This window comes from Thermoproteus thermophilus, from assembly GCF_055392855.1.
This window is the reverse complement of sequence record NZ_AP042466.1, coordinates 1,593,073-1,607,170: the sequence shown is the minus strand read 5'-3', so window position 1 is coordinate 1,607,170 and position 14,098 is coordinate 1,593,073. Positions and strand designations below refer to the sequence as shown.

Annotated in this window: 12 protein-coding genes; 2 read left to right on the top strand and 10 right to left on the bottom strand. The window is 58.5% G+C overall.

Annotation, left to right across the window (positions count from 1 at the left end; all coding sequences use genetic code 11):
* Positions 1–18 precede the first annotated feature (18 nt).
* The 4 genes from ACZ5PA_RS09265 to sufC all read right to left on the bottom strand — a co-directional run bounded on the left by ACZ5PA_RS09265 (position 19) and on the right by sufC (position 3,854).
* Positions 19–915 (bottom strand): ATP-grasp domain-containing protein, encoded by an 897-nt coding sequence (locus ACZ5PA_RS09265; RefSeq protein WP_464930055.1) that lies wholly within the window; start codon positions 913–915, stop codon positions 19–21.
* Positions 916–948: 33 nt separating this feature from the next.
* Complete coding sequence (locus ACZ5PA_RS09260; protein WP_464930054.1) at positions 949–1,578, bottom strand: hypothetical protein; 630 nt, start codon at positions 1,576–1,578, stop codon at positions 949–951.
* A gap of 29 nt (positions 1,579–1,607) precedes the next feature.
* Positions 1,608–3,035, bottom strand: a complete 1,428-nt coding sequence (gene sufB, locus ACZ5PA_RS09255; RefSeq protein WP_464930053.1) for a Fe-S cluster assembly protein SufB — start codon at positions 3,033–3,035, stop codon at positions 1,608–1,610.
* A 66-nt stretch (positions 3,036–3,101) separates the two neighbouring features.
* Positions 3,102–3,854, bottom strand: coding sequence for a Fe-S cluster assembly ATPase SufC (gene sufC / locus ACZ5PA_RS09250; RefSeq protein WP_464930052.1), 753 nt, complete (start codon positions 3,852–3,854; stop codon positions 3,102–3,104).
* Positions 3,855–3,931: 77 nt separating this feature from the next.
* Between sufC and ACZ5PA_RS09245 the strand changes: the two genes are divergently transcribed.
* Positions 3,932–6,319 carry a valine--tRNA ligase gene (locus tag ACZ5PA_RS09245; RefSeq protein ID WP_464930051.1) on the top strand — a complete coding sequence of 796 codons (2,388 nt, stop codon included), beginning with the start codon at positions 3,932–3,934 and terminating at the stop codon, positions 6,317–6,319.
* On the opposite strand, the gene ACZ5PA_RS09240 is transcribed toward ACZ5PA_RS09245, so the two are convergent.
* From ACZ5PA_RS09240 to ACZ5PA_RS09230, 3 genes are all read right to left on the bottom strand, one after another.
* Positions 6,316–8,550, bottom strand: a complete 2,235-nt coding sequence (locus ACZ5PA_RS09240; protein ID WP_464930050.1) for a DEAD/DEAH box helicase — start codon at positions 8,548–8,550, stop codon at positions 6,316–6,318. The two genes, ACZ5PA_RS09245 and ACZ5PA_RS09240, sit on opposite strands and share 4 nt — an antisense overlap.
* Before the next feature lie 38 nt (positions 8,551–8,588).
* Positions 8,589–9,080: an adenosine-specific kinase gene (locus tag ACZ5PA_RS09235; protein WP_464930049.1), complete on the bottom strand. Its 492-nt coding sequence runs from the start codon at positions 9,078–9,080 to the stop codon at positions 8,589–8,591.
* 90 nt (positions 9,081–9,170) lie between these two features.
* Positions 9,171–9,590, bottom strand: a complete 420-nt coding sequence (locus tag ACZ5PA_RS09230) for a Fur family transcriptional regulator (RefSeq protein ID WP_464930048.1) — start codon at positions 9,588–9,590, stop codon at positions 9,171–9,173.
* A gap of 81 nt (positions 9,591–9,671) precedes the next feature.
* Here ACZ5PA_RS09230 and ACZ5PA_RS09225 point away from each other — a divergent pair, with 81 nt between their 5' ends.
* Positions 9,672–10,916 (top strand): NAD(P)/FAD-dependent oxidoreductase, encoded by a 1,245-nt coding sequence (locus tag ACZ5PA_RS09225; RefSeq protein WP_464930047.1) that lies wholly within the window; start codon positions 9,672–9,674, stop codon positions 10,914–10,916.
* Here ACZ5PA_RS09225 and alaXM read toward each other — a convergent pair.
* The 3 genes from alaXM to ACZ5PA_RS09210 are packed head-to-tail and all read right to left on the bottom strand — an operon-like array spanning position 10,913 to position 14,072.
* Positions 10,913–11,626, bottom strand: coding sequence for an alanyl-tRNA editing protein AlaXM (gene alaXM / locus ACZ5PA_RS09220; RefSeq protein WP_464930046.1), 714 nt, complete (start codon positions 11,624–11,626; stop codon positions 10,913–10,915). The genes ACZ5PA_RS09225 and alaXM overlap by 4 nt on opposite strands.
* A 35-nt stretch (positions 11,627–11,661) precedes the next feature.
* Positions 11,662–12,873 carry a threonine ammonia-lyase gene (ilvA, locus tag ACZ5PA_RS09215; protein WP_464930045.1) on the bottom strand — a complete coding sequence of 404 codons (1,212 nt, stop codon included), beginning with the start codon at positions 12,871–12,873 and terminating at the stop codon, positions 11,662–11,664.
* Positions 12,870–14,072 (bottom strand): aminotransferase-like domain-containing protein, encoded by a 1,203-nt coding sequence (locus tag ACZ5PA_RS09210; protein ID WP_464930044.1) that lies wholly within the window; start codon positions 14,070–14,072, stop codon positions 12,870–12,872. Before ACZ5PA_RS09210 ends, ilvA begins: the two co-directional genes overlap by 4 nt.
* Between the last annotated feature and the right edge of the window lie 26 nt (positions 14,073–14,098).

Genomic DNA, 14,098 nt, shown 5'->3' with positions numbered 1-14,098 from the left:
GTGCTCGCGACGGACTGATCACCTCTTGATCTTCTCTACGAGGTGGTCCACTATGTGTTTAGCCGGGTTGATCCCCGTCGCCGCCTTGAAGCCCTGCCACGACATAGTCGGATTGACCTCGAAGACGTAATACCCCTCCTTGGTCTCGGCTATGTCGACCCCTCCGTATTCTAGGCCGAGGGCCTCGACGGCCTTGACGGCTAGCTCCTCCAACTCCTTGTTCAGCCTAGCGGGCTCCGGCTTAGCGCCTTGCGCTACGTTGGACTTCCAGCCCTCGGCCCTCCTGAACTCGGCCCCGATCGCCCTCCCGCCGACTACGACGACTCTGTAATCACCGCCGTTCTTCTCGACGTAGCGCTGCACGTAGAACGGCTTGTTGAGGTTGGTCAACATGGAGAACACGTGCATGGCGACGTCGGGGTCCTCGAGCTTGAACACGCCGTAGCCCATGCTGCCTCTGAGCGGCTTCACGACCGAGCGGCCGAAAGACGAGACCGCCCTATAGGCCGAGAACATGTTCTCGCTGACTATGGTGGGAGGGACGGGGAGGCCCGCCTTGACTAGCAACATGGCGCTGGCCATCTTGTCGCTAGCCACAAGCCAGCCCATCACGGGGTTCACGACGAACGTCCCCGCCAACTCCAAGGCCCTCGCCGCGAAGACTCGGTACGAGAACTGCTCGAAGTCCCTGAATATGCCCAGATGCCTCAAGACGGCGCCGGGCACCTCGACCTTGACCGGCTCGCTTCTCCCAATTCCTTGATATATTTCTATCCCCTTCCCGAGCCTCACCTCCAACATGTCGACGTAGATCCTGACGGGTCGATGCCCCCTCTCCGTTATGGCCTCCTCCAAGTCGGCCACGTCGCCCGGGTGGAACTCCACCTCGTAGGGTCTAATTATGCCTATATCCACGAGAGCGGGGGAAATTGTGTATTTAGGCTTCACCTAGAAGAATTCAAACGCGCCTAGATCGACTCCGCGCAGATCGCGGCATAGGGCGGGCAACAAGTACTTCGCCACTAGGTCAGGCTCGGCGACCTTGAGCGTTTTTATTTGGCTCGCGACGAGCGCCACGGGCTGTCCCACTATCTGTAAGGCCGGGTTGTATATCTGGCATCCTTGAGGGTGGTCGTAGAGCGTTATGGGCTCAGGGGCGATCTCCTTGCACGAGCCCGCCTCGCATAAGTAGATCCCCGACGGCCTCTGTACGATGTATCTGTCGGGGCCCAGAGGCACTATGGGGCCTACGGGGCAGAGGCACTCGCCGCCAGCGGCCTCGTAGAGCTCCAAGAGGATCTTCAAGACCCCCTCCTCGCCTAGCTTTTGCCTATACCTTTCGTAAAAGGTCTGCACAGGCCTCTTTATGTTGCCGCTTATTCTGAGGCCCAACGCCCTCTTAGCCTCTCCCGGATCGGCGCCGAGGGCCACGAGGACGCCCACTATGTCGTAGCGGCTAATGCCGTATTTCTCCACGAGCTCCACCCCGCGCCTCAAAAGCGCTGAGGAGTTCCTGGGCGGGCACTCGAGGCCCACGACGGCGCCCTCGCAGAGCTTAAAGGCTGTCGTTTGGGCCATGTGATAATGCCGCGCTATTAAAATATTGCTCAGCCGACTCTGCCCAGCTTCGAGAACTCGAGCTCTAGGACGCGTTGTAACACCACCGCGTATTCGAATGGTAAGTCCTTCACCACGTCCGACACGAAGCCGAGCACCACGGACGCCTTGGCCTCGTCCTCCGTGAGGCCTCTGGCCCTTAAGTACATCAATTTCTCCTCCGAGATCCTGCTGGCCGTCGCCTCGTGGGTGACGACGGCGGTCTCCTCGAACACTTGGTCGTGGGGTATAGTTATGTTGGCCGACTCGCCGTCGAGCACCAAGGCGTCGCACTGGACGTGGCTCCTCGCGTACTTAGCGCCCTTGGCCACGTACACCATCCCTCTATAGACCGAGGTGCCGCCGTTGGCCGAGATGCTCTTGTTAACGACCCTGCTTTTAGTATCGGGGGCGAGGTGCCATACCTTCGCCCCGTTCTCCTTCCAGAGCCCCCCGTTGGCCGCGGTTATTCCGTATATCTCGGTAGACGCCCCCTCGCCCTTCAATATAGTCGAGGGGAACGTATAGGTGGTCTTGCTCCCGATGCTGCCCTCTACCCACTGCACGTGAGCGCGGGCCTCCGCGACCGCCCTCTTGTTGTTGAAGTTAATTATATCGCGCGACCAGTTCTGGACCGTGGTTATCCTGAGGTCCGCCCCCTCGTGGGCGTAGCCCTCCACCATGCCGTTGTGGAAGCTGTACTTGAGGAGCCTGGGCGCCGAGCAAGCCTCTATCCAGTGTACTTGGGCGCCCTTATCGGCCACCACTATGCTGTGCTCCATTTGGCTCTCCAAGGAGCCGCCTATCAAGAAGAAGGTCTCCAACGGTTGCTCTATCCTAACGCCAGGGGGCACGTAGATGAAGGTCCCTCCCGACCAGAGAGCCCCGTGCAGTGCGGCGAATTTATGCTCGGCGGGGAACACCCTCATGAAATACTGCTTCACCAAGTCGGGGTATTTCTTGACGGCCTCCTCCATGGGGAGCATTATGACTCCTTTCTCCTCCAGTTTGCGCTTGAAGTTGAAGTAGACTATCTCGCTATCGAATTGAGTGGCTAGCCCCAGAAGGGCCTTGGCCTCAACCTCCGGCAAGCCCAGCTTCTCGTAATACTCCCTTATCTCCTTAGGCAGCTCGTCCCAGCTCCTGGCGGTCTGGGCCTGGGGCTTCGCGTAGTGGACCAAGGCCTCGAGGTCTATCTCGCCGACGCCTCTAACCCATCTCGGCATGGGGAGCTTCTCGAAGAGCTCCAACATCCTCAGCCTCAGCCTGCGCATCCAGTCGGGCTCTCCCTTCAGCTTGCTGATCTCCTCGACCATATCCTTGGTTATTCTGCCCTTCAACTCCACCGCGCGGGGCACCGGCTTGGCCACTCCTAAGAGCTCCGGCACGCGCTCGCTCTCGCCGATCACTCCGCGGACGTTTGCGAGCTCTTGTTCCATGTGATCTCTTCGTCTCCGATTTATATATCTCCCGAATTGTACGACTAAAGGGTATTTGGGAAATCGCTAAGCTATCCCGACCTCCTTGAAGAGCTTCTCGTAGCCTACTTCCTCGACCTTCTTGACAATCTCGGGACCCCCCTCGAGGACCAACCGCCCGTCGTACATTACGTATACCCTATTCGGCTCCAAGAACTTGAGTATCCTCGCGTAGTGGGTCGACAACAAGATCCCCGAACCCCACTCGGCCAGCCTCAGAAGGGCCTTGCTTATCGCCGCCATTCCGTCTACGTCGAGGCCAGAGTCGGGCTCGTCCAACACGGCTATGGACGGCTTGGCCAAGAGGGCCAACAACACCTCGGCCCTCTTGAACTCGCCGCCGCTAAAGCCCGCGCCAACCCCTCTGTTAAACACGTCGTGCCTCAGCCCAAGCTCTCCGGCCAGCTTGTACGCCTCGGCTATTCTCGGATTGGCGTCGCCTAGCTTTTTCCCGGCCTTCTTGTTCAACATTGCTTGTATCAAGAAGGCGAAGCGCACTTCGGGGATCGACACGGGAGATTGGAAACCCACGAAGACCCCCTTGGCGAAGCGCTCCTCCGGCGCCATGTCCTTGATGGACACGCCGTCGAGCAACACATCGCCCTCTACGATTTGATAACGCGGATTGCCCGCTATGGTCTGGAACAACGTCGACTTCCCCGACCCGTTGGGGCCCATCAACGCCACTACTTCCCCCGACCTCACCGCCAAGGATACCCCTTTGAGTATCCTCTTCCCGTCGACCGCCACGTGTAGATCCCTCACCTCCAAGACAGCCATGTGGATGTCCCCGAATTGGGCTTAAAAATTCAGAACTCGGCGGGTTCACATTAAAAACGTGGTCAACCACATCCCCCGTGCCCAAGCTCAAGGAGGCTAGATGGAGTCAAGAATGGGAGGAGGAGCTGATAAGGATTTGGGAGAGGGAAGGGCTCTTCGCCATTAGGATCAACCCAGACGGCGACTTCCTCGTGATCGACACGCCGCCGCCCTACCCCTCGGGCCGTCCGCATATAGGAGGCGCCGCCCATTACGCCCAGATAGACATGGTGGCTAGGTTCTACAGGATGAGGGGTTTCAACGTGATATTCCCATTCTACCTCGACCGCAACGGCCTACCTGTCGAGGTGCAAGTCGAGAAGAAATACGGCATAAACGCCCACGAGGTGCCCCGCGAGAAGTTCCTCGAAATGTGCAAGGCGGAGCTCGACGCCTTGGAGAGGGAGTTCGTCTCCATCTTCAGGAGGTGGGGAATGACGTTCACCTATTGGGATAAGGGCACCGACAGCGAGGAGTACCGCGTCATGACCCAGAGGACCTTCATCGAGTTGTGGAGGAGGGGCTTAATATACGAGGCCGAGAGGCCGACCCTCTGGTGTCCTCGTTGCCGCACGGCGTTGGCAGAGGCCGAGGTGGAGTACAAGGAGGAGGACACCTATTTGAACTACATAAAGTTCAAGGTCAAGGAAACGGGCGAGGACATCGTGATCGCCACGACGCGCCCCGAGCTCTTGCCGGCCACCGTCGCGGTCATATTCAACCCCGCCGATGGGAGGTACAAAAGGCTGGAGGGCCTACACGCGCTCGTGCCGCCGTTGTGGCAAGAAGTCCCGATCTTGCCCCACCCCGCGGCTAATCCCAATTTCGGGACTGGCCTCGTGATGATCTCCACATTCGGCGACACGCGCGATTTGGCCATAGTCAACGAGCTGAAGTTGCCCGTCAAGGTCGTGGTGGACGATAGGGGCAGGATCAAGGAGGGACCCTACGCCGGCCTATCCATCAAGGAGGCCAGGGCCAAGATCGTCGAGGACCTCGCCAAGGAGGGCCTCGTGGTTAAGAGGGAGCCGTTGCACCACACGGTCCCCGTCTGTTGGCGTTGCGGGACGCCCCTCGAGATAATCACGACTAGGGAGCTGTTCGTCCACCAGCTCAGGTTCAAGGACAAACTGCTGGAGCTGGCGGACAAGATGGAGTTCAGACCGCCCGAGTTCAAGAACATGTTAAAGGACTGGATAAAGTCCTTGGAGCTCGACTGGCCGATATCGCGGCGTCGTTACTACGCCACCGAGGTGCCGCTCTGGTACTGCAAGAAAGGCGACGAGATGACGCCCATAGTTCCCGAGGGCGGGCGCTACTATAGGCCGTGGCGCGACGAGCCGCCGCCCGAGGTCAAGGCCAAGTGCCCAGACGGGGAGCTAGTGGGCGACACGAGGGTGTTGGACACTTGGTTCGACTCGTCCATAAGCTGGATGTACGCGGCTGGGTACACCAAAGGCCTAGGCATCTTCGAGCGGGTATATCCCGATAAAATACTACGCCCGCAAGGCTACGAGATAATAAGGACGTGGCTTTACTACTCTCTTCTGAGAGCTTTCTTGTTGCACGGCAACGTGCCGTTCAAGTACGTCCGCATCAGCGGCATGGGCCTCGACGAGAGGGGAGAGGCCATGCATAAATCCAAGGGCAACATAATCGATCCGTTGCCCCCCGTCCAGAAATACGGAGGCGACGCAGTGCGTTTCTGGGCCGCCGCCGCGGCCAAGCTGGGCAGCGATTACCGCTACCTCGAGTCGTTGATAAGGGAGGGCCGCGACTTCGTCACTAAGATATGGAACATAGCTAGGTTCGTCTCCTCGTTCGAGGAGCCCTCCTCGTATAAGCTGATGCCGATAGATAAGTCCATCTTGGCGAGGGCGTACGAGGTGGGGCACGTCGTCATAAAGGCCTATAGCGATTTCGACGTGTACGTGCCGGCGTTGACTCTATACGACTTCATCTGGCACGAGTTCGCGGACCACTACATAGAGACTGTTAAATCCAGAGCGTATAATAGAGAGGGCGTGTTCTCGAAGGAGGAGCAAAACGGAGCTATATACGCTTTATACGCAGTGCTCAAGTACAGCTTAAAGTTGCTCGCGCCTGTGATGCCCTTTGTGACCGACAAAATATGGCGCGAGCTCTACGGGAAATCCATACACAAGGAGAGGATAGAGGACCCGCCCGAGGAGTGGAAAGGCGATGTCTCGTTATTCGCGTTGGTGAGGAAGATAAACAGCGCGGTGTGGAGGTACAAGAACAAGCGCGGCGTGAGCTTGGCCGATCCCCTAGGCGCCGATCTCTACGTCCCAGAGCTCGCCCTAGAGGCCGCGGAGGACCTACGCCTAACGCATAAGGCCAACTCGGTCAAGACCGGCAAGGGGAGGGAGCAAATCGACGAGGAGGGCCTCGTCTGGATAGGCTAGACGATCCCCTTGCTTTTGGGCACCTCGCCGACGATCGAGGGAGCGGCCCCGCCCCTCAACACCGCCTCTAAGATCCTCGCCGCATTGCGCCTGGACAACATCTTGTTGTTGTTGCCGCAATACGGCGAGAAGACGCATTTGGGGCATCCATCTACGCAATCACAGCCCTTTACTATCTTCAAGGCTATCTCCAACGCGGTCCTGAAATGGCGCAATAAGAGGCGGGAGGTCCCGTTGCCGCCTATATGCGAGTCGTAGATGACTATGACGCCGTCGGGGTAGCTTATGCCGCCCAGGTCGGTCTTGGACGCGCCGACAGCTATCTCCGACGCCGATATTATCACGTGCTCCGCCGCGTGATATCCCTTTGCCCTCTCCTCCCAATCCACGACGTCGTTGGGGCTAAACCTCAGAGTCGGCATGTAGAGGACTACGCCCTTAGTGGAGAACTCGTACGAGATCGGGTCTATGGGATATTCGCCGAGCGTCTCGTCGGTGGTGAAGCGTTTTAGGGCATAGCCGTACACCGTCACTCGTATCCTCAACCTCCCGAACTGATACGGCACGCCCTCCACTCGCCCCTCCTCGACGACCTCCTCCAGACGGGGCTCCATGTCCTCCAAGGCTTGCGTGGAGAGGTCCTCAGCGTCTATGGGCTCCACGTAGGCGACCTTCTTGTCCAAGTCGAGCGATTTGACCAAATAGGAAATTCCCCCGTGTATGTAGATGGCCTCGGGGTGTAGCTCGTACAAGGCCAAGGGCAGTTCCCTATGCCCCACAGTCCTCCCGTCCGTCGTCTTTATCCGCACCACTTGCGGGCTCCCCCTAAGAGATAGCTCCGAGAGCCTCTCGCGCCCCCTCTTGGTGATCTTGTAGAACCTCCCCGCCCTCTCCAAATAGCCCTCTGCGCGCAGTCGTCTGAGCAAGACGTCCAAGTATCCGCCGAGCTCGCCCTCCCTTATGGGCCTATCCAGAGCCATGGCCAACAAATGCAACGCCGCGACCTCGTCGTTTTCCCGCTCGAGCCCGAGCGGCTCCGGCCCTCGCTCGAAGAAATCCAGGGGGTTGTTCTTGTAGTAGTTGGAAATAGGATCGTTGCCGAGGATCTGCAAGACGTAGCCTGTCTGCCCCCTTCTGCCCACGCGGCCGACTCTCTGGAGATATCTGTTAAACGTCGGCGGCACCGAGGCCAAGATAGCCGCGTCCACATCGCCGATGTCTATGCCGAGCTCCAGCGTGGGCGTGGCTATCACCACGTCGAGATCCCCCCTCCGGAATGCCTCCTCTACTCTGCCCCTCTCCTCTGCCGTGAGCCCGGCCCTATGCACCGCGGCCCTATCCCCGTATCCGCGCAACTTCAAAGCTCTATAGATCATCTCGCTGTACTTGTGGCTGTCCGTGAAGACTATGCACTTGGTGTCCGAGTCTATGCACAACGCGGCCAAGGAGGCGGCCTCGGCCCACTTGGACCTAAAACGAGGGCGTAGAAGCACTTGGACTAACTCGCCCCTTCTCCCCCTAGGCCCTTGCACTACGTTCGCGTCTCTGTCGAGCAAGAGCTTGGCGAACTCGGCCGGGTTTCCCAGAGTGGCCGACGTGGCGACGTATTGGGGCCTCGCGAAACGGCCCAGCCTTTTCAAGAGATAGTACATATGGCTGCCGAGGACTCCGTTGTAGACGTGGAAGTCGTCGAGGACTACGTATCTGACGCGGGAAAGCAGTTGGCGGAACTTGGGCACGTACATCAACGCTTGGCTCACCATGTCGGGGTTCGTCACTAATATATGCGGCGGGTTCTGGTACAACAACCTCCTCTCCTTGGGGGGAGTATCGCCGTCGTAGGCCATAGCCCTTACCCCTAACTTGTCCGCGAGCGCCCTCACCCGCGCCAATTGATCCCTCGCGAGCGCCTTGGTGGGGTACATGATCAGAGCGACCGGCGCCCTCAACGCGTCTAGGCTCTCCTCGAGGATGGGGGCCAAAAAAGCCTCGGTCTTGCCGGTGCCCGTGCCCGCTATGATTACTGTGTCCTTGCCCGCCCTTATGCTCTGTATGGCGTCGAACTGGAATTGGTAGAGCCTCGTCACGCCGGCTTTTTTAAGGGCCTCCGCCACCTCGGCCCTCACGACCGCATCCACGTCGCAACAAGCCTCTATCGCCTCAGGCCTCTCCGTCTTGACGTAGACTATCTCCCTCTCGGGATCGCCGAATACTCTGGATAAAAACTCCACAAGCCCCGCGCGATGTTCTGCTTAAACTCTTTCTTCGCCTATAGTTTATAGCCTATCTTCCGGAGGAAGGCCTTCCTCTCCTCCCTATCCTTATCGCCCTCGACTCCCAGCGGCGAGTGGCCGTCGACGACGCCTATAACGCCGCGCCTCTCGGGCTGTACCTCGGCGACGATCACCATGAGCGGATTCGCCGTGGCTGCGTATATCCTGACGACCTCCGGCACGTGTTTTATCGCGTTCAAGACGTTTATGGGATAGGCGTTTCTTATGTAGATCACGAAGGTGTGGCCGGCGCCTATTTTCAAGGCCACGTCTATCGCCAACTTCCGCAACTCATCGTCATTGCCCTCATGCCTCACCAGCCTCTTGCCCGAGGCCTCGCAGAAGGCTAGGCCGAACTTCACGCCGGGGACGCTGTTGACCAACGCCTCGTATAGATCCTCGACGGTCTTTATGAAGTGCGCGTGGCCTATTATCACGTTAGCCCCCTCCGGGATGGGCACTTCGATAACCTCGAATTTGAGGGACATGACTATTCCCCCGGTATTTAATTTTCAGCTGTGGATTCTATCCCTCACCCATCCGCGGCGCGGTATACCTCATCACGCTGTCGTCGAACACTAAGCTTTAGGGCCTTCGGCGCGCGGCGAGGCGCCGCAAACGGCCTTGACCACGATAGATATGGGCGTAACGCCAGCGTTTTTCAACTCCTCGAGCACCCTATCGTTGTGTATGTCGATCACCTTGTTGTCGTCGATACACACCACGTTTATATGCGGCTCGACCTTGTCGTAATAGGTCCTTCCGTTGTGTTCGAACGAGATCAACACGCCGTTGTCCTCCAGCAACTTCAAGATGTTGTAGACAGTGCTAGCGCTGATGCTGGGCATCTTGGACTTAACCTCGTTCAAGATATCGTTGAAGGTGGGGTGTTCCCTCCTCTCGAGCTTCTCGAGCACTAACTTTAAGACCTCCATTCTTTGCGGGGTCAGTCTATACCCCCTCTCCTTTAGTATGTTCAATGGAGTTAGTTGCTCCACGTAATAGATTTGTATCTACTATAAAAGTATATTCGCCGTTCGGCGGCCTATAGATATATAGGTCTATTTATCCCGAATTCCATGAAGGTCGTCGTAGTCGGCGCAGGCATCGTGGGCTTGTCCACGGCCTATCACATCAAGAGGTCCGCGCCCTCGGCCGACGTGTTGGTCGTGGACATGATGTCGGGGGCGGGCATGGGCGATACGGGCAGATCGGCCGCGGCCTTTAGGACCATATTTACATCGCGCCTTAACAGGCTCTTGGCCAAGACCACAGTGGATTTCTACAAGAACGTGCAGAAGAGCGGCTACAACTTGTCCATGAGGTTCGTCGGGTATCTCTTCCTCGCCGGAGAGGAGGAGGTCAGGACGCTGAAGCCCGTCGTCAACGAGTTGAAGGCGATGGGGCTATCCATAGAGTTCGTCGAGCCTCCCCGCGGCGTGAGGGCCAAGGTAGCCGACGACGAGGAGGCCAAGGAGATGGGCCTTCAAGACATAGAGGCCGGAGTGTTGATAAGAGACGCCGGTATTCTAGACCCCGAGAAGGTGTTGAGGTACTACGAGGAGCAGTTCTTGAAGATGGGCGGACGGACGGCGTATGGGGCGAAGGTCACCGGGCTGATCCTAAAGCCCAAGAGGCCTTTGGGGATACCCGGCGAGCCCTTCGCGTGGCAGGACTACGAGGTCAAGGGCGTGGCGACCACGTTGGGCGACGTGGAGGCCGACGCGGTGGTGTTGGCCACCGGCGCGTGGACCGGCGACTTGGCCGCGTCGCTCGGGTACGGCCTTCCCCTAAGGCCTAGGAAGAGGCAAGTCTTCGTGGTGAGGGCCGAGGGCGACTTGAGGCGTATGCTTTACGACGACTCGCTCACGGGGGAGGGCGCCATGCCCTTCTTGATCTTGCCCAAGGGGATCTACGTGAGGCCGGAGCCCGATGAGGGCAATTTCTGGATAGGCCTCGCCGATAGGAGGCCCTTCGGCTTCGAGGAGACGGGCGTGGAGGAGGGGCTATGGCGTTACGGCATATACCCAGTCCTCAGCAAATACATACCGGCCTTCGAGGGCAAGACTCCGCACAACGCCTGGCACGGCTACTACGACGAGAACGTAGTCGACGAGACGCCCGTCGTCGACAAGTTGGCCGATGGGCTCTACGTGGCGGCGGGGACCAGCGGCAGCGGTATCATGAAGGCCGACGCCATCGGGAGGTTGGCCGCCGCGTTGGTATTAGGCGAGGGCAAGGCGGAGCTCTTCGGGGGCGTCGAGGTGCCCAGCAACGCGCTCGCCAAAAATAGATGCCTCGAGCCCGAGAGGCTAGTGCTCTAGACCGTGTAATAGATCCGTTTCTTGTTCCTCCCTCTGTTCTCTATCTTGAGTATCTTGATCTGCCCTATCTCGGCTGTGTTCTTCACGTGGGGGCCTCCGTCTGCTTGGATATCCACGCCCGGTATCTCGACTATTCTGAGGACTGGGAGATCTGGAGGGGCCCTCTCCGCCAACTTCGTGATGCCCGGTATCTTGAGCGCCTCCTCCCTCGGCAGCCAGTAGACCTTGACCTCTATCCCCCGTGCCGCCAGCTCGTTCACCTCGGCCACGGCCTCCTCGAAAGCCCTCCTCACTTGGCTCATATCGCCCTCTATGCTGAAATCGTCTCTGGCGTACTCGGGGGTTATGTCGCCGCCCGTTATTAAGGCGTTGTACTTCTTATATAGCACTGCGGAGAGCATATGGGCGGCCGTGTGGAGCCTCATCTTGCGATAGCGGGGCTCCCAGTCTATCACGCCCTTGACCACGTCGCCGGGCTTCAACGAGTGCCCGCCCTCTATGACGTGGACCACTTCGCCCCCCTCTCTGCCCGCCTTGGCCTTATATCTAACTCCGGAGGCCTCTAGATAGCCCGTGTCGGCCTGCACGCCGCCCTCCCCGTCGTGGAAGGCCGTTTTGTCCAAGACGACCTTGTTGCCGAACACGTCCAAGACGGTAGCCTCGAACTCCCTTATGTAGCTGTCCTCTTGGTAGAGCAACTTGGTCCGCATATTAGGATATCGATCCCCATTAAATGGTCTTCTCTCTAACGTACGTCGAACTTGAAGCCCCTCCTCTCCAGCTCCTTCAACACGAGCCCCACGTCGAGATCCCCAGGCACCTCGGTCACGAAGACTAACTCGACGTAGTTGGGCCTCTGGTGGGGGTCGTACCTTTCGTGGTACACGTCTATTATATTAACGCCGTGTTCGGCCAGGACAGACGCGGCGGTCGCCAACATGCCGGGCCTGTCCGGCACCTCGCCGACGAACTTGATTATCCTCCTCTGGCGTGCCATGGCCTTGTTGAGGACTCTCACCAAGATAGTGGCGTCTATGTTCCCGCCGGAAACAACGGCCACGGCCCTCCTCCCCTTCACGTCTATTTTCCCGGCCATCAAGGCGGCCACCGAGGCCGCGCCGGCGCCTTCGGCGATTACCCTGGTCCTCTCGGCGAGTAGGTAAATCGCATCCGCTATCTCGTTATCGTCGACTAACACGACGTCGTCTACGTACTTCTCTATGAACGACATGGTGAGCTCGCCGGGCCGCTTGACTGCTATCCCGTCGGCTATTGTGTCCACTTTGTCCAAGACGACGATTCTGCCCTCCTTCAGGGACTTGTACACCGACGGGGCGCCCGACGCCTGCACTCCATACACCTTGACGTTCGGCCTAGCCCTCTTCACCGCATAGGCTATGCCCGAGATGAGGCCGCCGCCGCCCACGGGGACTACCACGACGTCCACGTCTTGTAGATCCTCCAGTATCTCGACCCCGATAGTGCCCTGGCCCGCTATGACGTATAGGTCGTCGTAGGCGTGTAGGAACTTGGTATCCGGCGCGGCTAGCTCCAACGCCCTCTTCTCCGCCTCGTAGTAGCTCTCGCCGTATAGGACGACCTCCGCGCCGTAGTCCTTGGTCTTCTTTACCTTAAGCCACGGAGTAGTCGTGGGCATGACGACCGTGGCCTTGACTCCGTGTAGCTGAGCCGCGTAGGCCACGCCTTGGGCGTGGTTGCCGGCCGACGCCGTGATGAACTTCCTGTACCCCTTGCCTATGTATTTGTACATCGCGTAGTAAGCGCCTCTTATCTTGAAGGAGCCGGTCTTCTGGAGCGCCTCCAGCTTCAAGAACACCTCGCCTCCTTGGGCCCTCGAGAGCGACTCGGATCTGAGGAGAGGCGTCCTGTGTATGAGGCCTTTTTTCTGTTGTTCTCTTATTATCCCTGTGGCCTCCTCGAGGGGAGGCTCGTTCATAAAAACTCGCGTATAACGTCGGCGAGGCGCTTAATGCCGACGTCTATCTGCTCGAAAGTGCTGTACGTGAAGTTCAAGCGCATGGTGTTCCTGCCCTCGCCCTCGTTTATGTGGAAGCCGTGGCCGGGGACATAGGCCACCTTGTACTTTGTTATGGCCACGTTCAACATCTCCTTAGTGTCTATCCTCTCGGGCACTCTGACCCATATGAACATGCCGCCGGAAGGCCTCGTCCAAGTCACGCCGTTGGGCATATACGCCTCCAACGCGGCCAACATGGCGTCGCGCTTCCTCTTGTAGAGGTCCACTATTCTGGGTATATTCCTCTGTATCACGCCCCTCCTCAGCCCTTCGAGGAGCAAGTACTGGTTAAACGTAGGCGTGTTGAGGTTGAGGGCTTGTTTGGCCAACGCGAACCACCTTATGAGCTCTTGATCCGCCACGACCCAGCCTAGCCTTAAGCCTGGGCTGAATATCTTAGAGGCCGTCGATAGGTATATCACCCTTCCCGACTTGTCCATGGCCTTGAGCCTAGTCACAGATATGTTGTCGAATATGAAATAGCCGTAGGGGTCGTCCTCGACGACCAACAAGTCGTTCTGCTCGGCTATCTCGAGCAGATGTTTCCTCCTGTCGTTAGACATAGTGACGCCTGTGGGGTTCTGGGCCGTGGGGACCGTGTATATGAACTTTATGGCGGCGCCCTCGGCTTTGAGCCTTCTGACCCGCTCCTCTAGCACGTCGGTCCTCATGCCGTTGTCGTCCATGGGTATCCCCACCAGCCTAGGCCTATAGACGCGCCAGGACTGGAGGGCCGCTATATAGGTGGGGTTCTCGGCGATGACCACGGAGCTCTCGTCGAGGAACAACCTGCCGAGCAGCTCCAAGGCCTCTTGGCTCCCCACCGTGACTATCACGTTGTCCGCGCTAGCCCTTATCCCGTTGCTTTCGACGAACTTGGCCAGCTCCTCCCTAAGCTCGGGGACCCCCTCGGTCTGGCCGTACTGTAGGGCCTTACTGCCGTAGGTCTCGAGCACGTACGCGCTTATCCTCGCTATATCCTCTAGCGGAAACGTCGACGGGTCCGGCATACCTCCTCCGAACGATATAACGTCTGCGGTGGCCCACTTGAGGAGCTCCCTTATCTCGCTGGCCCTCATATAGGCGGTTCTGCCCGCCAACAGTTTCGACAAGTCCATATATAGGCCAAAGGAACCCCAATAAA

Excerpts from the sequence above, each read along its gene's own strand:
- ACZ5PA_RS09260 (WP_464930054.1), bottom strand. The coding sequence starts at position 1,578 with ATGGCCCAAACGACAGCCTTTAAGCTCTGCGAGGGCGCCGTCGTGGGC.
- sufB (WP_464930053.1), bottom strand. The coding sequence starts at position 3,035 with ATGGAACAAGAGCTCGCAAACGTCCGCGGAGTGATCGGCGAGAGCGAG.
- sufC (WP_464930052.1), bottom strand. The coding sequence starts at position 3,854 with ATGGCTGTCTTGGAGGTGAGGGATCTACACGTGGCGGTCGACGGGAAG.
- ACZ5PA_RS09235 (WP_464930049.1), bottom strand. The coding sequence starts at position 9,080 with ATGTCCCTCAAATTCGAGGTTATCGAAGTGCCCATCCCGGAGGGGGCT.
- ACZ5PA_RS09225 (WP_464930047.1), top strand. The coding sequence starts at position 9,672 with ATGAAGGTCGTCGTAGTCGGCGCAGGCATCGTGGGCTTGTCCACGGCC.
- alaXM (WP_464930046.1), bottom strand. The coding sequence starts at position 11,626 with ATGCGGACCAAGTTGCTCTACCAAGAGGACAGCTACATAAGGGAGTTC.
- ilvA (WP_464930045.1), bottom strand. The coding sequence starts at position 12,873 with ATGAACGAGCCTCCCCTCGAGGAGGCCACAGGGATAATAAGAGAACAA.
- ACZ5PA_RS09210 (WP_464930044.1), bottom strand. The coding sequence starts at position 14,072 with ATGGACTTGTCGAAACTGTTGGCGGGCAGAACCGCCTATATGAGGGCC.